This window comes from Bradyrhizobium sp. USDA 3256 (genome assembly GCF_054058275.1).
Genome location: NZ_JBSSAE010000002.1, coordinates 6,006,099 through 6,025,677 on the forward strand (window position 1 = coordinate 6,006,099; position 19,579 = coordinate 6,025,677).

The window sequence follows — 19,579 nt, forward strand, 5'->3', positions numbered from 1 at the left end:
GAACCGTTTCTGCTGCTATGCGAGGGTTAGAACGACAGCGACGACACGACCCGCACCTTCTGGCTCGGATCGAGTTTCTGCACGCCGAGGGCGACCACCTTGGCGCCATCGTCGACACCGCCCGAGATCACGACGTTGCTGCTCTCATAGGCCTTCACCTTGACCGGCTTCAGCGCGATGTCGCCCTTGTCGTCGACGATGTAGAGCGAGGGATCGCCGCCCTGGCTGTACAGCGCCGACAGCGGCAACTTGGCGACGCGCTCGCTCGCCTTGTCGGCCAGCGTCAGCGTCGCGGTCATGCCGAGCGACACCGCCTCGTCGGCATCCGGCAGGGAGAATTTTGCGAGATAGGTGCGGGTGGCGGGATCGGCCTGCGGCGCGACCTCGCGCAGCCTGGCGGCATAGCTCTTCTTGGCATCCGACCACAGCGTCACCGTGGCTACGCCCGACCTGGCACGAGCAAGAAGCGTCTCTGGGATCGCGACGACAGCTTCCTTCTCGCCAAGTCGGGCGACACGGATCGAAGCCTGGCCCGCGGCAACCACCTGGCCGGGCTCGATCATGGTCGCTGTGACGACACCCCGGGTGTCGGCCACCAGCGTTGCGTAAGAGAGGGAATTCTTGGTCAGCTCGACCGAGCGCTCGGCGCGGTTCAGCCTGGCGCGGGCCTCGTCGCCGGCGGCCTTGGCGGAATCGAGCGCCGCGTCGGTGGTCCAGCCCTTGGCCTTCAGATCCTTGGCGCGCTGCTCGGCGGCCGCGGCCTGCGCCAGCACGCCGGTGGCGGCGCGGAATTCCGCCTCCGCCTGCTCGGCCTGCAGTTTCAGGTCGACCTCGTCGAGGGTGGCCAAGGGCTGGTCGACGTCGACTGTCTGTCCGACCTCGACCAGCCGCTTGGCCACCTTGCCGGCGACCCGAAAGCCCATATCGGCTTCGATACGGGGCTTGATGGTGCCGACAAAGCTGCGCTCAGGGGTTTCAGCTTCATAATGGACTGTCGCCACCAGGACTGGGCGCCCCGGATCGGCGTTTTCGGCCGCCTTTTCATTGCAGCCGGTCAGCGCGAACACCGCGAAAGCCAATGATGCTCCCGTCAAGAGCCTGTAATAGCTCGAGAAAACGGAACGAACGAACATCTGAAATCTCCATCGGGCTGACGACTGATGAAGAGTATCGATTTATCACTGATAAATGTCAATATTCGTCAGTGATAACCAATTCGTGAGGACGGGGTCGGAATCGGGCTCCTCCAACCGATACCGCGACTTTCGTTTCAGCCTTTTACGGTTGCGGAAGCGCCAGCATGCGAGGCTGCGGCCATGTCATGGATCCTTGCCCTTGGTTACGCCGGCTTCTTGATCTGGTTCGTCGGCAGAGCGCGCGAACGCGCGGCTGAACACGCCGCGACTGGAATGCTGCGTTCGCCGCTCTATTGGTCCGGCGCGGGGCTCATCGGCATGCTGGTGATGCTGGCGCTTTCCGAGCGCTACGCCCTGACACAGGGCGGCATCCTGATGTGGACGTGGCTGGCAACGCTCGGCACCACGCTGGTCGCGATCTTCTTCGTCCGGCGCGCGCTGAAGTGGCGCTATCCGGTCTAAGCATTCAAGAACTGTAGGATGGGTAGAGCGAAGCGAAACCCATCCTACGCAGGCGCCACGGCTACTTCGCGCCGGCGAACTCGGTCTTGGTTTCGTGGCTGCCGAGGAAAACCAGCAGGCCCGCCGCGAGCGGCAGCAGCGACAGCACCAGCAGGCCGGTCGACGTGCTGCCGGTGGCTTCCTTGACCCAGCCGATCAGGTAGGGCCCGCCGAAACCGGCGAGGTTGCCGATCGAGTTGATCAGCGCGATCGCGCCGGCGGCGGCGGTGCCGGAGAGCCAGGCTGTCGGCAGCGTCCAGAACACCGCGAAGGTGCAGAACACCCCGATCGCAGCGACCGTCAGCACCACCATCGTCATGACCGGATCGGTGATGTAGCTGGAGACGGCGAGCGCCAGCGCAGTCAGCAGCAGCGGCGCGCCGACATGGAACACGCGCTCGCGCGTGGCATCGGAACGGCGTGCCCACAGGATCATCGCGACGGTGCCGAATGCGTACGGGATCGCGGTGACGAAGCCGGTCTGCGCGTTGGTGAGACCGAACGCCTTGACGATCTGCGGCAGCCAGAACTGCATGCCGTAGAGCGAGGCGACGAAACCGAAATAGATCGCGCTGAGCGCCAGCACCTTCGGCGAGGACAGCGCCTCGCCCAGCGTGAAATGCTTCGCCGCCTGCTTGGCCGCGACCTCGGCGTCGAGCTTCGCCTTGAGCCACGCCTTCTGCTCGGCCGAGAGCCACTCGGCCTTCTCCGGCCGGTCGGTCAGATAAAACCAGGTGACGATGCCGAGCAGCACCGAGGGAATGCCCTCGATGACGAACAGCCACTGCCAGCCCTTCAAGCCCATCACGCCGTCGAGGCCGAGCAACAGGCCGGAGATCGGCGCGCCGATCACGGTCGAGATCGGCACCGCGAGCGCGAAGGCGGCGAGGAAGCGCGCACGATACTCGGCCGGGTACCAATAGGTCAGATAGAGGATGATGCCGGGGAAGAAGCCGGCCTCGGCGACGCCGAGGAAGAAGCGCAGCGCATAGAAGCTGTGCTCGTCATAGACCGCCGCCATCAACGCCGAGAGGATGCCCCAGCTCACCATGATGCGGGCGATCCACTTACTGGCGCCGAACCGCTCCAGCGCCAGGTTGCTCGGCACCTCGAAAATGAAATAGCCGATGAAAAAGATGCCGGCGCCGAACGAGAACACCACCGGCGAGAACTTCAGCTCGCTGTTCATGGTGAGCGCGGCGAAACCGAGATTGACGCGGTCGAGATAGGAGAAGAAGTAGGCCAGGATCAGGAACGGGATCAGCCGCCACGAGATCGCGCGGATCGTCGACGTCTCGATCTCGCTGCGGGCGCCGCGATCAGGCGCGATGGTTGCTGTCTGGCTCATGAGCTTTCCCCGGGTGTTGCTTGCCGTGAGGATTATTGGGTGGCCCCGGCTTGAGCAATGGCAAAAACTCATAGCACACAGCACAAACCGGAACCGAGGCTGTGGTCGATCGCTCCCCAAACTCGTCATGCCCGGCCTTGTGCCGGGCATCCACGTCTTGTTATCCGCGTGAGAAAGACGTGGATGGCCGGGACAAGCCCGGCCATGACGGCGTAGCGGAGCTAATCCGCGAGCTGGAAGCGCTCGAAGCGGTCGAGCTCTTCCTCGATGCGCCGCTTCAGTTCCTTGCGCGAGGCCAGCTTCTTGCCGTTGCCGACCCAGCTCCATTTCTGCATCAGCAGCTTCTTGTTTTGCCGGTCGGTCTTGAGGTCGAGAGCGGCGACGATGTCGTCGCCGATCAGCACCGGCAGCGCGAAATAGCCGAACAGGCGCTTCTCCTTCGGCACATAGGCCTCGAAACGGTGGCCGTAGCCGAAGAACAGCTCGGTGCGCCTCCGCTGGATGATCAGCGGATCGAACGGCGAGAGGATGTGAACCAGGGTGGGATCACCCTCGCCGGTCGCCTCCAGCACCTCGGGCCGCGCCCAATGCTCCTGCTTGCCGGCGCCTTCCAGCCCGACCTGGACCAGCTCCTTGCGGCGCAGGCGCGCCTCGATCAGGCTGCGCACCGCCTTCTTGCTCGGCGCGTCGAGATGGCAGATCGAATCCAGGCTGACGATGCCCTGCGAGCGCAGCGCGCGGTCGAGCAGATAGGCGGTCCGGGCCGAGGCCGGGGCCGGCTTCGGCGGCTTGTCCCAGCCGAAGTGCCGGGTCATCAGCTCATAGGTCTTCAGCATGCCGGCGCGCTCGCTGATCGTGACCACGCCGCCATAGAAGGCGAGCTGCAGCGCGCGCTTGGAGGGCTTGCGGCTCTGCCAGAGATGCTCCTTCTCGGTCAGCACGTCGTCATCGATGTCGCGGATGGTCAGCGGACCGGCACGAAGCAGCCGCAGCACCTTGCGCGTATCCGCCGGGGTCACCGACGAGAACCATTTGTGGCCCTCGCGCTTATGCGCCTTCATCGCCGGCAGGAAGATGCCGATGTCCTTGGACGGAATGTAGGACAGCGCGTGCGTCCAGTACTCGAACACGCTCTTGTCCCGGCTCTGCGCCTGCTTGAGGTCGGCGCGGCGGTAGTCCGGAATGCGGGTGAACAGGATGTGGTGATGGCAGCGCTCGATCACGTTGATGGTGTCGATCTGCACATAGCCGAGATGATCGACGGCGGCCGCGACCGCTGACGCCCCCTCGCCGAACGGCACCTGGGTATCGAGCCGCTGCGCGCGCAGCCAGATATGGCGGGCGGCAGCATTGTTCAACGAAAGGGGTTCGGCGGCGCGGGACATTGCCCCAGCAATGTAGTGAGATTCGCGCTGCTGTGGAGAGCTGCGCGGCGGAAATCAGCTCCGCATCATTCGGAGCGGCTACGTCGATCCGACGACCCGCCGCAACCACGCAACGTCCCCGATCGCCGCCGCGAGCGCGGCGCTTTCTCCATGGAAGATGCGATGCGAATGACCGCCGACCGGAAACCAGCCACTACCATCTTCGACGTCCCGCCGATATTCCTCGAAGCCGATGCTGCCGTCCGGGCGAAGGAAGATATCGACGCAGCGCGAGGCAGCTTCGTCATTGATCGAGCGGAGGACGCGATTGACGTTGGCCATGATGTCCTCGCTTCCCGTCTGCCTGCCTGGCGCAAGGCAGGGCGGCACACTCAACCGTGACCCAGATCACATTCCGGGCTTTGAACCCGTCCTAGTCTCCCAGCATCAAAACGACAGCAAGCCGGATTGGCTAGCCCGACATTTGAGGACGAAAACCATGACCCGCTCTTTTTCCTTGTCTTTTCTGACAATCGGCGCCGCGCTGTCGATGACGGCGGGCGTTGCACTGGCCGGCAGCGAGGCCGTTCCGGCCGCACAGATTCTCAATGCGCTGAAGCCGAAGTCGGCCACCCGCGGCCTTTCCGCCGGCACGCAGGTCGACCTCGCGGCTTCCGCCAAGGAGGCAAGCTTCCTCAACACCGTCCGCAACCGGCAGACCCGTTCGTTGTCGCGCGTTGAACGCCAGGAGATCGCCGACATCGCGGCGAACAAGCCGAAGATCGATCTGGAGATCCACTTCGACTACAACTCGGCCGACATCAGCAAGGGCTCGACCCAGGCGGTGCAGGAGCTCGGCAAGGCACTGTCCGATGCCAGCATGAAGGGCTCGACCTTCGTCGTCGCCGGCCACACCGACGCGATCGGCAGCGAGGCCTATAACCAGGACCTGTCGGAGCGCCGCGCCGACACCATCAAGAAATATCTGGTCGAGCATTACGGCCTGAACGGCTCGGATCTCGTCACCGTCGGCTACGGCAAGACCCGGCCGAAGGACCCAAGTGCGCCGATGGACCCGAGCAATCGACGCGTGCAGGTCGTCAACATGGATACCAAGACCGCGTCGCAGTAATCTCCCGCAGCCTCGATCCGCCTGCCGCGCCCGGCAGGCGGATCACTTTACTTCGAAGACCGTCATATCCAGCCCTGAAACAGCATCAACCGGTTGAACGTCGCCATCGACGTCTCGATCACAGCGGCCGTGACCGGCAGCATCGCAACAAACCCTGCGCATCCAACCGCGACGAACGCCCACAGCAGCCAACGCGGCGCCCCCTTGCGCGTCAAGGCGTAGACCAGCACGAAGCTCGCGGTGGTCGCCGCCGGCAGATAGTAATAGATGAAACCGAGCGTGCGCGGCAGCAGCGCCCAGGCGAGATACGGGCCGAGGTAGAACGCCAGCACGAGAAATGCATCACGGCCGCGCCCGATGATCCAGTCGCGCAGCGCAATGATCAGCGCGATCAATGCCGGCCACAGCACCAGCGGGTTGCCGAGGAGCACGATGGCGGCGAACCTGTCATCGCCGACCTTCTCGAACAGGTACCAGACCGGGCGCAGCAGGAACGGCCAGGACGGCCATGAGCTCATATAGGTGTGCCCCGCGATGGCGGCCGTGGTGTTGTCGGCAAAGATGCGGCGCTGCGCCTCCATGATATCCGTGAACGAGAGGCCGTAGAGCGGCACGAAGGTCGCGAGATAGACGGCCACCGGGATCAGCACGAAACAGACGATGAAGTGAGGAAGACGAAAATCCGGCCATAGCTCCGGCTGATACCAATCCTCCGCATTGCCGTCGGCAAAGCGCGTGCGCCAGCCCTGCATCAGGCGGATCGCAACGACGATCGCGATGCAGGTCGCGAGCACGAACAGCCCGCTCCATTTGCAGGCACTGGCAAGCCCCGCGAAGAGCCCCGCCAGCGCAAAGGCGGATTGCGGCTGCTTTTGCCTGAGGCCGTGGACGAAAGCCGCGATGGCGAACAGGCCGAAGGCGAGCGCGAAAATATCCAGCATCGCGATCCGCGACTGCACGAACAGCATCTGGTTGAAGAAGGCGAGCAGCACGGCAGCGATCGCGCGTTGCTGCGACGCGAACAGCGCAAGCCCGCCGAGATAGACGCCGACCAGCGCCAGCGCACCGAACAGCGCCGCGGGATAGCGCCATCCGAGCGGCCCGTCGCCGAATGCCTTGATCGAGAGGGCGATGATCTCCTTGGCGAGCGGCGGATGCATCGGGTTGAGGATCGGGCCCTCGCGCACCGGCAACAGCATCTGCCGCGCCGCCGGCACATAGTGCACCTCATCGAAATAGAGCTTGTCGGGCGCCGTGATCCCGAGCAGGAGCACGACATGGGCGACGATGAAGATGATGGCAGCGGCGATCGCCGTGCGCGCGGCGCGACGTCGTGGAACAAAATGCGAATTGGATACGATGTTCAAAGGGCAAGCACGGTGCGAGGGGAACGCAGCTTGCGATAATTATACGATATCAGCTGCATCCGCGATCCGTCGCCACGGTCATGTGACGGAACCATCGTGCCCATACTGTCATGCCCCGCTTCATGCGGGGCATCCAGTACGCCGCGGCCTCTCGGCCGAGCATCGAAGTCTCTGGAATGCTGGATCGCCCGGTCCCGTCGACGCCAAGGCTTCGACGAGGCGACGAATCCCCGGCTCGCCGAAGCTTTAGCGAAGGCGGCGAGCCGGGCGATGACAGCGAAGTCCCTACCTCACGCGGCGGACTTGCCCTCATAGGCGCGGCGCAGGCCTTCGATATCGAGCTTGATCATCCCGAGCACGGCCTGCATCACGCGCGCGGCAGCGGCGGCGTCGGGCCCGCCGAGATATTGGCGGACCACTGCCGGCACGATCTGCCAGGCGACGCCGTAGCGATCGCGCAGCCAGCCACACTGCTCGGCGGTGCCACCAGCCGCGAGCAATGCGTCCCACAGGCGGTCGACCTCGGCCTGGTCGACACAGTCGATCGCGAACGAGACCGCGTGGGTATGCTCCATCCTCATCCCGCCGTTCAGCGCCATGAAGCGCTGACCGGCGAGCGTGAATTCGACCAGCAGCACCGTGCCGGCCTTTCCGCCGGGGCTGTCGATGACATTCTTCTGGACGGTCTCGATCCGCGAACCGGGCAGCAGCGAGACGTAGAGGTTCGCGGCCTCCTCGGCCTCGCCGTTGAACCACAGGCAGGGAGATACCTTGGACATGCTTGAGCTCCTCGCGATGGCAGGATGCGATCAGGCGGTCGCCGCGGCGGACTGCGCCTTCATCGCCGCCTCGACGTCCATCCACATCACTTCCCAGATGTGACCATCGGGATCCTCGAAGCTGCGGCCATACATGAAGCCGTAATCCTGCTTCGGAGATGGATCAGCGTTGCCACCCGCACCCTTCGCCTTGGTGACATAACCGTCGACCGCGTCGCGGCTGTCGGCGGACAGGCAGATCAGCACTTCGCTTGTGGTTTTGGTGTCGGCAATTTTCTTTGGAGTGAACTCGCGGAACTTGTCGTGCGTCAGCAGCATGACGTGAATGGTCTCGGAGATAACCATGCAGGACGCGGTATGATCGGAAAACTGTGCGTTCTTGGTCGCGCCGATCGCCTCGTAGAAGGCGGTCGCGTGGACGAGATTGCTGACCGGCAGGTTGACGAAGATCATTGTCGGCTGGGCCATGAGGTGCTCCTGTTGGCGGGGTTGTGCCCCGAGGACGAACCGCATGACCGGCTCCCGACATCGCCGTGCCGATTTTTTCTTGCGGCGTCCTGCCGCAGGGTGACGTCAGGTCACAATCGGTGTCGGCATGGTCAGGAATGCCCGCGTCACATGCCAGAACAGCTCCCGATTGGTGGCAAGCGCCACCGAATGGGCGGTGCCGGGCAGGATGATGAACTGCCGGTCGCCGTTCGGCAGCTTGTTGAAGAACTCCTCGAGGTCCGGAACAGCGGCGATGCCGTCATATTCGCCGCGGACCAGCAGCACCGGCGCCAGCACCCTCTCCGGATGCACGACCGGCAAATTGGCGGTCATGTCGAGATAGGTGCCGGTCGGGATCTGGTCGCCGAACTGCATCTCGACATCGGCCAGCACCTCGACCACGGCCGGGTCCGACGTGCCGGGCTTGTCGCGAGTTACGATCGAGCGGATCATGTCGCGGTCGCGCTTGCGCATGTTGTGGCTGCGGTAATAGGCGAGTTGCTCGGCGCGCTTTGCCAGCGTCGGCGAGCCCTCGCCCCTGTAGGTGAAGGCCGCGAACACCAGCCGGTCGATGCGTTCGGGCGCCGCCATTGCGAAAGCGCCGGCCCGCAACGCGCCCGAGGATTCGCCGACGAAGTGATATCGCCTCTGCCCGGTCTCACGCGCGATCACCTCGACCGCGGCCTTCAGATCCTCGACGCCGCTCGCAATATCCGCATTGCCCGACGTGCGGCCGGACTTGCCGTAGTTCTCGTGGTCCATGGTCCAGCAATCGAAGCCGTAGCGGGCAAATGTGTTCAGCAGCGAATACTCGCCCTTGCCCGGCACCGTGAGGTCGAACACCCTTGATGTCACCGACGAGCCGTGGACGAAGAACACCACCGTCCGCCCCGGCTCGCCCGGCTTCGGCACACCGATCCGCTTGCGGAACATCCACAAGGGGATGTCGCCCTTCTTCGCCCAGTATTCGTTGCTCCATATTTCTCCTTCGGCAGGAACCGCGGTCGCGGCTTGCGCCGACGCTGCGCCGAACGCGCCGGCGGCCGTTGCAATGCCGATGCCTTTGATCATGCTGCGCCGCGAATGGTCAGATGACATCATGGTCCGCTCCCTTCCGGATTTCTTCGTCCGATCCGGTGCGATCGAGCATAGCAGCGGGCAAAGCAGCCCGCGCGACGCCGGCTTCTCACGGCGGCAAATAGGATGCACGATTTTGTGAACGCGGCTTCCGGCCAACGGCGCGGACGACGGACGGACTTGGTCCTAGTCTCCGCGGCGATCCGACCGGAAAAATCCGGCGAGAAGCGGGAGCGAAGAATGAGCAGCAATCTCACCGACGAAGAACTTGCCGCCTTGATGCCCTCCGAACTGTGCCAGCACCAGACGCCGATCCCGACCCAGATCGTCTCCAGCGACGAATTCTATCCCGACCCGCAGAACGAACGTCAGCGCGAGGTCGAGGCGCGGCTGCTCGCGATGGCCGACGATCTCGGCGGCAAGCAGGGCCTCGACCGCCGCAGATTCTTCCAGACCGCGGCCGGCATGGCCACCTCCTTCGTCGCGATGAACCAGGTTTACGGGGAGCTATTCGCCGTGACGCCGGTGGAGGCCGCGACACCCGCGATGGCGCAGGAGCGCGCCAGCGCCCTGAAAGACCAGTTCATCATGGACATGCACACGCATTTCCTGCGCGACGACACCCGCATCATGGGCTTTGTGGAAATGCGCAAGGCGGTCGGCAAGGCCGGTTGGAACAAGGAGCTCAACGATCACGAGCAGACCATCGAGGATCTCAAATTCAACAACTACAAGAAGGAGATGTTTCTCGATTCCGACACCAAGATCGCGCTGATCTCCTCGGCGCCGTCGGATATCGAGCAGGACTGGTTCCTGACCAACGAGCAGATGGCCGACGCGCGCAAGAAAATGAACGACGAGGCCGGCTCGCGTCGCGTGTTCTGCCACGCCATCTTCACGCCCGGGCAGCCCGGCTGGCTCGACAAGCTCGACGCCGCATTGGCGCTGAAGCCGGAATCCTGCAAGGGCTACACGATCGGCGACAACACCCACAAGGAGATCAGCCGCTACCCTTGGCGGCTGGACGACGAGAAGGTCGCCTACAAGGGTTATGAGAAGATGGTGAAGGCGGGCATCAAGAACGTCTGCGTCCACAAGGGACTGTTTCCGCCCGGGATCGAGAAGCAGTATCCGAATCTGCGCGGCTTCGCCGACGTTGCCGATGTCGGAAAGGCCGCCAAGGACTGGCCGCAGCTCAACTTCATCATCTACCACTCGGCCTATCGCCATGTCGGCGGCGACCCGAAGGTCGCGCTCGCCGAGTTCGAGCGCACCGGCCGCATCGCCTGGACCTCGGATCTCGCCGACATCCCGGCGCAGTATGGCGTCAACAATGTCTATGGCGACGTCGGGCAATTGTTCGCGACCACGCTGGTCGCCGAGCCCAATGTCTGCGCCGCGCTGATGGGTATCCTGATCAAGGGGCTCGGCGCCGACCACGTCTGCTGGGGCACCGATGCGCTGTGGACCGGCGCGCCGCAATGGCAGATCGAGGGCCTGCGGCGGCTGGAAATCCCGGAGATGATGCAGAAGAAGTTCGGTTACGCGCCGCTCGGCCCCGCCGACGGGCCGGTGAAGACGGCGATCTTCGGCGAGAACAACGCCCGGCTCTACAACATCCAGCCGAAGCGCGCGATGCTCGACCTCAAGGGCGATCGCTTTGCGATGATGAAGGCGCAGTACGAGAAGGCCGGCGTCGAGCCGTCGAACACGCGTTACGGCTATGTGGTGCCGAACGGGCCGATCGATCACCGGGTGTTTGCCTGAGCCCGTCGTTCCGGGACGACGCGCGAGCGTCGAACCCGGAACCTCGAGATTCCCCGATGCGCAATTGCGCGTCTGAGGTTCGACGCTGCCGCGTCGCCCCGGAATGACGGCGTCACTTCCCTGTAAACCTCGGCTTGCGCTTTTCGCTGAACGCCCTGGCGCCTTCCTTGAGGTCCTCGCTGTCCTTGATGGCGTCGAGCTGCCGGCGCACCTCGGCGACCGTCTCCAGCGGCCCCTTCGGCATCGCGCCACGCGCGAGCTTCTTGAGCGCCTGCACGACCAGCGGCGCGTTGCCGGCGATCTTGGCCGCCAGCTCCTGCGCGGCCGCACGGTGCTGCCCCGGCGGCGTGATCCGATTGACGAAGCCGATCTGGTAGGCCCGCTCGGCCGAGAGCTCCTCGCCGACGAGCAGGAACTCCATCGCGATCTTGTGCGGCATGCGCGCCAGCACCGAGGAGACGCCGCCGCCGGTGGTGCCGATCTTGGCTTCCGGATAGAAGAACCGCGTCGTTTCCGAGGCGACGCAGATGTCGGCCATCTGCACCAGAACGAAGCCGCCGCCCACCACCCAGCCCGACGTCGCCGCGATCACCGGCTTGTCGAGCTCGACACCGAGCCCGGGCACCGCCTTCCACATATTGGCAGGGAAATCCCTGACGTCGGCGCCGACACAGAAATACTTCTCCTCGGCCGAGGCCAGCACCGCGACGCGGTCATCGCTGTCGCGAAAGCGCCGCCAGGCTTGCTGCAATTCGTCGCACAGCGCGTTGTTGAGCGCGTTGTGCGACGCGACGCGGTCCATCGTGATGGTCGCGATGTGGTCGGCGCTCTCGTAACGCACGAGCGTCATGCTGGCCTCCTCCCCTGGACTGTCATTCCGGGGCACGCGAAGCGTGAACCCGGAATCTCGACGCAAATGTCGCGGCTATTTCTTCTCGTCGGGATGGCGGTGCACCGGATCGACCCACAGCACGGTCTCCGGCTTCTCGATCGGCTCGATGTCGAGATTGATCGCAACCGCCTCGCCGTCGGAGCGCACCAGCACGCATTCCAGCACCTCGTCGCGGCTGGCATTGATCTCCTGATGCGGCACGTAGGGCGGCACGAAGATGAAATCGCCGGGGCCGGCTTCGGCGGTGAACTGCAGCTTCTCGCCCCAGCGCATCCGCGCCTTGCCCTTCACGACATAGATGATGCTTTCGAGATGGCCGTGATGATGCGCGCCGGTCTTGGCGTCCGGCTTGATGCTGACGGTGCCTGCCCACAATTTCTGCGCGCCGACCCGGGCAAAATTGATCGCGGCCTTGCGATCCATACCGGCGGTCGACGGCACGTTCGGATCGAGCTGGTTGCCGGGAATCACGCGGACGCCGTCGTGCTTCCAGCGCTCATCGTCGTGATGGTGATGATCTTGGGAATGGGTGTGATCGTGGGAACCGCTCATCATTCTTGCTTTCGTTGGCCTGATTTCCTGCGTGGAACGCTAGCGAAAAGCAGCCGCGCAGGCGAGCGGAAAATCGGAACACCGCCAAATCGGAACATCGCCATGTTCCGGCGCGTTACCTCAGCGTATTCCGAAGGAGTAATTTCATGGGTAGCACGACCGATAGGATGAAAGGCACGGCCAACGAGGCGATCGGCAGGTTCAAGCGGCGTCTTGGCAAGGTCACCGGCTCGCCGGCGATGCAGGGCCGAGGCGCGATCCTGGAAGCCAAGGGCAAGGGACAGAAGGCACTCGGAGGCATCAAGAGGATCGTCGGCAGGGTGACCGCAGCGGCTCACTGGCCTCGCTGAACGAGAGATGACACGGCCGCCCCATCGAGCCGGCCGATCGAGCATGAACGACGCTGCTCAGCCGCGCGGGCGCAGATGTGCCAGCACATCCGGATTGACGACATTGGTCGGCGCGCCGGCCGCGTAAGCCAATATCTGGTCGAAGATGTCGGTGAACTGGATTTCGTACTCGTCGCGCGAGACGTAGCCGAGATGCGGCGTGCAGACCACATTGTCCATGTTGAGCAGCGGGTCCGCGGTGTCGCGCAACGGCTCCTTCTCATAGACGTCGATCGCGGCCATGCCTGGCCGGCCGGCGCGCAGCGCATTGACCAGCGCGCCGGGCTCGATCAACGGCGCGCGGCTGGTGTTGACGATCAGCGCGGTCTGTTTCATTTGCGCGAGGTCTGCCGCCTTGACGATGCCGCGCGTCGCGTCCACCAGCCGCATATGCAGCGACAGCACGTCGCAACGGGCAAAGAAATCCGCCTTGCTGGCTGATGTCTCATAGCCGTCGGCGCGCGCCTTCGCCATCGCGCCCTCGCGCGCCCAGACCAGCACGTTCATGCCGAACGCCTTGCCGTAGCCCGCGACCACGGCGCCGATGCGACCGTAGCCATAAATGCCGAGCGTCTTGCCGCGCAGCGTATGACCGACGCCGATCTGCCACTTGCCCGCCTTCAGCGCCTCCATCTGTTGCGGGATCGCGCGCATCGCCGCGAGGATCAGGCCCCAGGTGAACTCGGCGGTGGCGTAGGACGGCGTATCGGCATGCTGGCTCGACGACACGATGATGCCGAGCCGCGTGCAGGTGTCGATGTCGATATGCGGATAGACGCTGCGCTGGCTGATCAGCTTCAGCTGCGGCAGACGTTCGAGCAGCGGCGTGCGGATCTGGGTTCGCTCGCGGATCAGGACCAGCGCGTCGGTATCGCGCAGCCGCTCGGCGAGCGCATCGACGTCCTGGACGTGATCGTTCCAGATCTTGACGTCATACCCGTCGAGCTTGCGGTAGCAATCGAGGGTACGCAGCGTGTCGAAATAATCGTCGAGGATCGAAATCTTCATCGCTGCGCCCCTTGTTGTTGCGGGCCGGTTACTTGACGCCCATCGGCTTATTTGACGCCGAGCAGTTCGACGTCGAACATCAGCGTGGCGTTCGGCGGGATAACGCCGCCGGCGCCGCGCGCGCCATAGCCGAGGTTCGGCGGGATGATCAGGGTGCGCTTGCCGCCGACCTTCATGGTGGCGACGCCCTCGTCCCAGCCCTTGATCACGTGACCCTGGCCGATCGGAAACTCGAACGGCTCGTTGCGATCAACCGAGGAGTCGAATTTCTTGCCCTTCTGGCCGTTCTCGTAGAGCCAGCCGGTATAGTGCATGACGCAGGTCTGGCCGGTCTTCGGCGAGGCGCCGGTGCCGACCTTGCTGTCGATGATCTGGAGGCCTGAAGCTGTGGTCATGGGCTTTCCTGCAGTTTGGGCCGTTGCCGTCCCGCTGACAACGGACGTGGAGACTGCCGCCGCAAGGCCGGCGAATGCAGTCTTGATGATCGTGCGTCGGGAAGATCGCATCTTGCACCTCTCGTGAAGGACGGCCGTCTCTAGCCCAGTGCGAGCCGAATCCCTAGCCATTTTTCAGTGACCGGCCATGCCGCCGTCGCGGTCCAGTGCAAAATCGTCGAGCAATGGCGACGACGCACCTGCGATCAGATCGCCGATCAATTGCGCCGCCAGATAGGAGAAGGTGATGCCGTTGCCGCCATAGCCATACGCGGCATAGACGCCCTTCGCGCCGGGCACCGGGCCGATCAGCGGCAGGCCGTCGCACGTGGTACCGAACGTCCCGGCCCAGCGATAATCGATCTCGGTCTCCGCAAGCGGCCACAGCGCGGCAAGGCGTTTCGCCAGCGCGCGCGATTTTTGCGGGATCAGGCGGTCGCGTGCGTCGGGCTCGATGATCTCATTGCTGTCCTCGCCGCCGACCATGATGCGGCCCTCCGGCGTCGTGCGCGCGTAGAGATAGTCTTTCGCGCACTCCCAGATCAGCACGCCATCCTTCCAGATGTTCTGCGGCTGCGGCGCGGTCGTGATCGCCCAGCTCGAGGACACCGCCTGGACCCTGGAATGAACGATGTCCGGCATCGCATAGCCGGTCGCCAGCACCACGGCTCTGGCGGCGATTTCGCGGTCATTGTCGAACCCGACCGTGACCGCCTCACCTGCCGGATCGAAGGCCGTGGCCTCGGCATCGAACGCCCGCGCACCGCGCGCGACCGCGAGCCTGAGCAGACTGTGGGCAAGCTGCAGCGGATCGGCATCGGCCGCGCCGGATGACACGATCGCGGCGGCGCGCGCCATGCCAAAGGTCTCGAGCAATTGCCTATGGTCGAGGAAATCGCCCGGCAGGCCGATGCGGCTGCGCAACCGGTGTTCGTCGAGCAATTCCGCAGCAGAGCTTCCAGTTGCCAGATACAGCGAGCGTTTCGCCCTGATCTCGCTGAGAATGTCGTGGTCGCGAACCAGCGTCGTCAGTCCGGTCACGGCCTGCAGGCTCGCCCGATAGACGCGCGCCGCGCGATCGAGGCCATAGATGTCCGTCAGCTCGACCAGCGGACGATCGATCTCCCACAACAGCATCGAGGTGCTCGCCGCGGTGCTGCCGCGGCCTGGATGCTCGCGATCGACGATGACGACGTCGAGTCCCTGACGCGTCAGCCGCTCGGCGACCAGCGCACCGGTGATGCCGGCGCCGACGATCAGCGCATCGCAGGAGAGATTTTCAGCGAGCGGCGGCGGACGCTTCGACGCCGCGCGCCAGGGTGGAGAGCCGCCACGCAGATCGGCCTGTTCGGTCTCGTCTGAATCGAGGGTGCGGATAGCGGACCTCGCGGGGATGGGCTTTCAGCACCAACCCTCGCGATAAAATCTTGTTCCCTCCGCCGAGCCTCGCCGGCCGCGACAATCAGTAGCCGAGCGCGCAGCCGTCCTTGCGCGGATCGGAGCCGCCGGTCAGCGTCCCCTTGTCCCAATCGATCCAGATGCCCTGCCCACCGCCGAGCGGCGCGACCACGCTGGTGGTCTTGTGACCGATCTTCTTCAGGCCTTCGACGATCTCCGCCGGCACGCTGTCCTCGAGCTGGTAGACGCCTTCGTAGTGCAGGCCGCGTGGCATATCGATGGCTTCCTGAATGTCGCAGCCATAGTCGAGCATGTTGGTCAGCACACGGGTCTGACCGACCGGCTGGTACTGCCCGCCCATCACGCCGTACGGCATCAGCGCACGGCCGTTCCTGGTGACCAGCGCCGGGATGATGGTGTGCAGCGGACGCTTGCCCGGTGCGATGCAATTCGGATGTCCGGGCTGGATGCGGAAGCCGCCGGCGCGGTTCTGCAGCAGGACGCCGGTCTTGTTGGAGACGATCGCCGAGCCGAACGAATGCGCGATCGAATTGATGAACGAGCAGACGTTGCGATCCTTGTCGACCACCGTGATGTAGACCGTCGACGGATTCATCGGCGGCGCGACGTTCGGCAGTTCGAGCAGCCGGTCCATCCGGATGTTCTTGATGTGCTCTTCGGCGAATTCCCTGGCGAGGATACCGGCAACGTCGACATGCACGTGCTGGGGATCGCCGATATGCTGCTCGCGCATCATGTAGGCGATGCGCGCCGCTTCGGCCTCGAGATGGAAGCGCTCGATGCTGAGCGGCTTGAACTTGGTCAGGTCGAAGCGCGACAGGATGTTGAGCATGACCAGCATGGTGATGCCGGGGCCGTTCGGCGGGCACTGCCAGACGTCATAGCCCTTGTACATCGTGCCGATCGGCGAGGTCGCCTCGGTCGAGTGCGCGGCGAAGTCCTCGAGCGTGTGCAGGCCGCCGATGCCGCGCAGCGTGTCGACCATGTCGGCGGCGATCTCGCCGCTATAGAAGGCGTCGCGGCCCTTCTGCGCGATCGCGCGCAGCGTCTTGCCGAGCTCGGGCCGGCGGATCACGTCGCCGACAACCGCGGGCTTGCCGTGCGGCAACAGATAGCGCTCGGTGTTGGTGCCGTTCTTCAGCTTCTCGAAGCCGTTCTTCCAGTCGAAGGCGATACGGGGAGCGACCACGTAGCCCTCTTCGGCGGCCTTGATCGCCGGCTGCAGCAGCCGGTCGAAGCCGAACTTGCCGTGGTCCTTCAGGATCACGTCCCAGGCATCGACCGCGCCGGGAATGCTGACCGCATGTGCCGAGGTCAGCGGCACCGAATGGATCTTGCGCTCGAGATACCAGTCGGCGGTCGCCGCCATCGGCGCCCGGCCGCTGCCGTTATAGGCGGTGATCTTGCCTTCCCCCCTCGGCTGGATCAGCGCGAAGCAGTCGCCGCCGATGCCGGTCGATTGCGGCTCGATGACGCCGAGCAGCGCGCAGGCTGCAACCGCCGCGTCGGCGGCCGTGCCGCCCTCCCGCATCACCTCGATGGCCGCGAGCGCCGCTTCCGGATGCGACGTCGCCACCATCGCGTTCTGGGCGTGGACCGTGGAACGGCCGGCGAAATGGAAATTCCTCATGACAGAGTGCTCGCTTGATCGTGATGGTCTGATGCGGCTGCGGCGGATGATGGCAAGTACATGGCACACTCATCCCCGGCTGAGCAATGCCTGGCATGCCAGGGGAATTATCCCGACAATGCATGGCTTTGCGGGTTTCCCCGGCCTGGCCGGCCTGATAAACCCCGGCGATGCCCTTCAAGGTCGCCGCCTTCTACCAGTTCGCCGCGCTGCCGGACTTCCGTGCGCTGCGCGAGCCGCTGCGTACGTTCTGCGCCGGGCTCGATCTCAAGGGCAGCGTGCTGCTCGCCCATGAGGGCATCAACGGCACCATTGCCGGCACCGACCAAGGCATCGATGACTTCGTTGCGGAGCTCAGGCACGGAGCGCTGTTCGGCGGCCGCCTCGACAATCTCGAGCTGAAGTTCTCCGAAGCCGCGCAGATGCCATTCCAGCGGCTCAAGGTGCGGCTGAAGAAGGAGATCGTCACGCTCGGCGACACCACGGTCGATCCGACGCGGCAGGTCGGCACCTATGTCGATGCCGCCGACTGGAACGAGCTGATCGCCGCGCCTGACATCATGGTGCTCGATACCCGCAACGCGTTCGAGGTCGCGATGGGCACGTTCGAAGGCGCGGTGGATCCCAGGATCGCGAGCTTTGGACAATTCAAGGAATTTGCGGCGCGAAACCTCGATCCGGCCAAGCACCGCAGGATTGCGATGTTCTGCACCGGCGGCATCCGCTGCGAGAAGGCCAGCGCCTATCTGCTCGCGCAAGGCTTTGCCGAGGTCTATCACCTCAAGGGCGGCATCCTGAAATATCTCGAGGACACCCCGCAGCAGGACAGCCGCTGGCGCGGCGACTGCTTTGTGTTCGACGAGCGTGTTGCGCTCGGCCACGGCCTGCGCGAGCGTGCGGGTGCGCTTTCGAGCGACGCGGAGCGCGAGAGTGCCCCCTGCGAGGCTGCCGTCCATGAATGACACGGCCAAGCTGAGCGAGCGGATCGATGCGTTGGAGGTTCGCCTGACCTATCAGGACGAGGCCATCGAGACGCTGAACCAGACCATCACGGCACAATGGAAGCAGATCGACGCGCTGACGCGCCAGATCGCCGAGTTGCGCGACCGGCTTCAGGAGGCCGAACGCCAAGCGCCCGGCCCCGCCAACGAGCGCCCGCCGCACTATTGATCGGTGCCGCCGAACCGCGGCAGCACCGGCTACATGTTGCTCACCTGACGCATCGGCTTCGCGCCGCTGAAGAACAGGCTGGACAACCGCTGCACCATCGCCGTGGCGCGGCTGCCTTCGAGACCAGGGCGAACGCATAGCAGGCGCTTCTGCACCGGAAGCTCCGGAAGATAATAGTCCTTCGCGGAGATCAGCGAGGACGGGATCATCCGCTCGGGGCACGCCGTCAGCCCGTACCCGGCCCGGGCGGCTTCCAGTCGCAGCTGGTGGTTCGGGCTCCTGAACACGATCTTGTACGAGATGTTGTGCTTGGTGAGCGTCCGGATCATCCAGTCGTCACCGGGCCAGGCCAGGATCGGGATCGGTGCGCCCGGCCGCAGCACAAAATCGCGCGATCGCACCCACACCGACCGCTCGTCGGCTTCGGCGGCGATCGTCACCTCGTCTTCGTTCTCCTGCGAAGGGTTGCTGTAGACGAACGCGATGTCGATGTAGCCGTCGATCAATCCCCTGATGACGGCCGGTGACATGTCGGCGTGCAGCAGAACGTCGGCGAGTGCATCGGAGGGATGCAGTTTCAGGAATTCCTCGGCGAGCATCGTGCTGATTCCCAGCCGCAACGGCTGGGGTCCTTCGTGATTGCCGCCGAGCCGAAGCAGTTGATCGTTGGCTTCGAGGATGCGCCTCGCCTGCTGCACGGCGACCTTGCCGAGCTCGGTGGTCGTGGTGCCGTTTGCGGTTCTGACGAAGAGTGCGCCACCAATCAGGCTTTGCAGGCGCTTGACCTGCGAACTGATCGCCGGCTGGCTGAGGCCGAGACGCTCCCCGGCTTTCGACAGGCTGCCTGTCTCCGCGATCGCAACGACGGTGCGAACGATTTCAGTAGGAATATTCAAATGCTGACGCGGTCTATGCATCGCGAGCCCTCCAGTCTCAGCACGGGACGCAATTCCAATCTCCACAGTATGTGATCAGGCTATACTAACATTTGGTTGCACTTTCGTTTAGCTACAATTACCGCCAAGGCACTGATATTGCAGGCCATATGTATTGTTACGTGCATTGCTCCGCATATCACGGTATCCGACAACTAGATCTCCACACGCTGCAGCACCTCAACCGCAC

22 protein-coding genes are annotated in these 19,579 nt (G+C 64.3%); 7 read left to right on the forward strand and 15 right to left on the reverse strand.

The window, feature by feature from the left end:
• Positions 1-26: 26 nt before the first annotated feature.
• A complete protein-coding gene (locus ACVWY5_RS30305; RefSeq protein WP_028333228.1) occupies positions 27-1,133 on the reverse strand; it encodes an efflux RND transporter periplasmic adaptor subunit in 1,107 nt (368 codons plus the stop codon).
• A gap of 183 nt (positions 1,134-1,316) precedes the next feature.
• Here ACVWY5_RS30305 and ACVWY5_RS30310 point away from each other — a divergent pair, with 183 nt between their 5' ends.
• The gene (locus ACVWY5_RS30310; protein ID WP_028333229.1) at positions 1,317-1,598 is read left to right on the forward strand and encodes a hypothetical protein; all 282 of its coding nucleotides are present in this window, start codon (positions 1,317-1,319) and stop codon (positions 1,596-1,598) included.
• Between the two features lie 61 nt (positions 1,599-1,659).
• Here the strand turns inward: ACVWY5_RS30310 and ACVWY5_RS30315 are convergent, their stop codons facing one another.
• The 3 genes from ACVWY5_RS30315 to ACVWY5_RS30325 form a co-directional block, all read right to left on the reverse strand.
• Positions 1,660-2,985 (reverse strand): MFS transporter, encoded by a 1,326-nt coding sequence (locus ACVWY5_RS30315; protein WP_028333230.1) that lies wholly within the window; start codon positions 2,983-2,985, stop codon positions 1,660-1,662.
• A 221-nt stretch (positions 2,986-3,206) separates the two neighbouring features.
• Positions 3,207-4,370, reverse strand: a complete 1,164-nt coding sequence (locus ACVWY5_RS30320) for a winged helix-turn-helix domain-containing protein (protein ID WP_028333231.1) — start codon at positions 4,368-4,370, stop codon at positions 3,207-3,209.
• A 78-nt stretch (positions 4,371-4,448) separates the two neighbouring features.
• Positions 4,449-4,691 (reverse strand): hypothetical protein, encoded by a 243-nt coding sequence (locus ACVWY5_RS30325; RefSeq protein WP_028333232.1) that lies wholly within the window; start codon positions 4,689-4,691, stop codon positions 4,449-4,451.
• Between the two features lie 157 nt (positions 4,692-4,848).
• Here ACVWY5_RS30325 and ACVWY5_RS30330 point away from each other — a divergent pair, with 157 nt between their 5' ends.
• Positions 4,849-5,481: an OmpA family protein gene (locus ACVWY5_RS30330; RefSeq protein ID WP_028333233.1), complete on the forward strand. Its 633-nt coding sequence runs from the start codon at positions 4,849-4,851 to the stop codon at positions 5,479-5,481.
• A gap of 62 nt (positions 5,482-5,543) precedes the next feature.
• On the opposite strand, the gene ACVWY5_RS30335 is transcribed toward ACVWY5_RS30330, so the two are convergent.
• From ACVWY5_RS30335 to ACVWY5_RS30350, 4 genes are all read right to left on the reverse strand, one after another.
• Entirely contained in the window at positions 5,544-6,848 is a 1,305-nt protein-coding gene (locus ACVWY5_RS30335) for a phospholipid carrier-dependent glycosyltransferase (RefSeq protein ID WP_028333234.1), read from the reverse strand.
• A gap of 290 nt (positions 6,849-7,138) precedes the next feature.
• Positions 7,139-7,627 carry a VOC family protein gene (locus tag ACVWY5_RS30340; RefSeq protein WP_028333235.1) on the reverse strand — a complete coding sequence of 163 codons (489 nt, stop codon included), beginning with the start codon at positions 7,625-7,627 and terminating at the stop codon, positions 7,139-7,141.
• Positions 7,628-7,657: 30 nt separating this feature from the next.
• A complete protein-coding gene (locus tag ACVWY5_RS30345; protein ID WP_028333236.1) occupies positions 7,658-8,095 on the reverse strand; it encodes a VOC family protein in 438 nt (145 codons plus the stop codon).
• Positions 8,096-8,200: 105 nt separating this feature from the next.
• Positions 8,201-9,217, reverse strand: coding sequence for an alpha/beta fold hydrolase (locus ACVWY5_RS30350; RefSeq protein WP_028333237.1), 1,017 nt, complete (start codon positions 9,215-9,217; stop codon positions 8,201-8,203).
• Positions 9,218-9,433: 216 nt separating this feature from the next.
• Between ACVWY5_RS30350 and ACVWY5_RS30355 the strand changes: the two genes are divergently transcribed.
• The gene (locus ACVWY5_RS30355; protein WP_028333238.1) at positions 9,434-10,960 is read left to right on the forward strand and encodes an amidohydrolase family protein; all 1,527 of its coding nucleotides are present in this window, start codon (positions 9,434-9,436) and stop codon (positions 10,958-10,960) included.
• A gap of 112 nt (positions 10,961-11,072) precedes the next feature.
• Here the strand turns inward: ACVWY5_RS30355 and ACVWY5_RS30360 are convergent, their stop codons facing one another.
• Positions 11,073-11,810: an enoyl-CoA hydratase-related protein gene (locus tag ACVWY5_RS30360; RefSeq protein WP_028333239.1), complete on the reverse strand. Its 738-nt coding sequence runs from the start codon at positions 11,808-11,810 to the stop codon at positions 11,073-11,075.
• A gap of 75 nt (positions 11,811-11,885) precedes the next feature.
• On the reverse strand, positions 11,886-12,404 hold the full coding sequence (locus tag ACVWY5_RS30365; RefSeq protein WP_028333240.1) for a cupin domain-containing protein: 519 nt from the start codon (positions 12,402-12,404) through the stop codon (positions 11,886-11,888).
• A gap of 146 nt (positions 12,405-12,550) precedes the next feature.
• Here ACVWY5_RS30365 and ACVWY5_RS30370 point away from each other — a divergent pair, with 146 nt between their 5' ends.
• Positions 12,551-12,754 (forward strand): CsbD family protein, encoded by a 204-nt coding sequence (locus ACVWY5_RS30370; RefSeq protein WP_028333241.1) that lies wholly within the window; start codon positions 12,551-12,553, stop codon positions 12,752-12,754.
• A 57-nt stretch (positions 12,755-12,811) separates the two neighbouring features.
• Here ACVWY5_RS30370 and ACVWY5_RS30375 read toward each other — a convergent pair whose 3' ends face one another.
• From ACVWY5_RS30375 to ACVWY5_RS30385, 3 genes are all read right to left on the reverse strand, one after another.
• The gene (locus ACVWY5_RS30375; protein ID WP_028333242.1) at positions 12,812-13,801 is read right to left on the reverse strand and encodes a D-2-hydroxyacid dehydrogenase family protein; all 990 of its coding nucleotides are present in this window, start codon (positions 13,799-13,801) and stop codon (positions 12,812-12,814) included.
• Between the two features lie 47 nt (positions 13,802-13,848).
• On the reverse strand, positions 13,849-14,307 hold the full coding sequence (locus ACVWY5_RS30380; RefSeq protein WP_028333243.1) for an FKBP-type peptidyl-prolyl cis-trans isomerase: 459 nt from the start codon (positions 14,305-14,307) through the stop codon (positions 13,849-13,851).
• A 63-nt stretch (positions 14,308-14,370) separates the two neighbouring features.
• Positions 14,371-15,465: an NAD(P)/FAD-dependent oxidoreductase gene (locus ACVWY5_RS30385; protein WP_028333244.1), complete on the reverse strand. Its 1,095-nt coding sequence runs from the start codon at positions 15,463-15,465 to the stop codon at positions 14,371-14,373.
• Here ACVWY5_RS30385 and ACVWY5_RS30390 point away from each other — a divergent pair.
• Positions 15,406-15,597 carry a hypothetical protein gene (locus tag ACVWY5_RS30390; protein WP_028333245.1) on the forward strand — a complete coding sequence of 64 codons (192 nt, stop codon included), beginning with the start codon at positions 15,406-15,408 and terminating at the stop codon, positions 15,595-15,597. The two genes, ACVWY5_RS30385 and ACVWY5_RS30390, sit on opposite strands and share 60 nt — an antisense overlap.
• A gap of 100 nt (positions 15,598-15,697) precedes the next feature.
• Here ACVWY5_RS30390 and ggt read toward each other — a convergent pair whose 3' ends face one another.
• Positions 15,698-17,284 carry a gamma-glutamyltransferase gene (gene ggt, locus ACVWY5_RS30395; protein ID WP_028333246.1) on the reverse strand — a complete coding sequence of 529 codons (1,587 nt, stop codon included), beginning with the start codon at positions 17,282-17,284 and terminating at the stop codon, positions 15,698-15,700.
• A 170-nt stretch (positions 17,285-17,454) separates the two neighbouring features.
• Between ggt and trhO the strand changes: the two genes are divergently transcribed.
• Together trhO and ACVWY5_RS30405 are read left to right on the forward strand one after the other, a co-directional pair.
• Complete coding sequence (trhO, locus tag ACVWY5_RS30400; protein WP_051376067.1) at positions 17,455-18,246, forward strand: oxygen-dependent tRNA uridine(34) hydroxylase TrhO; 792 nt, start codon at positions 17,455-17,457, stop codon at positions 18,244-18,246.
• The gene (locus ACVWY5_RS30405) at positions 18,239-18,454 is read left to right on the forward strand and encodes a SlyX family protein (protein ID WP_028333247.1); all 216 of its coding nucleotides are present in this window, start codon (positions 18,239-18,241) and stop codon (positions 18,452-18,454) included. Before trhO ends, ACVWY5_RS30405 begins: the two co-directional genes overlap by 8 nt.
• Before the next feature lie 29 nt (positions 18,455-18,483).
• Here ACVWY5_RS30405 and ACVWY5_RS30410 read toward each other — a convergent pair whose 3' ends face one another.
• Entirely contained in the window at positions 18,484-19,371 is an 888-nt protein-coding gene (locus ACVWY5_RS30410) for a LysR family transcriptional regulator (protein ID WP_244482612.1), read from the reverse strand.
• Positions 19,372-19,579 lie beyond the last annotated feature (208 nt).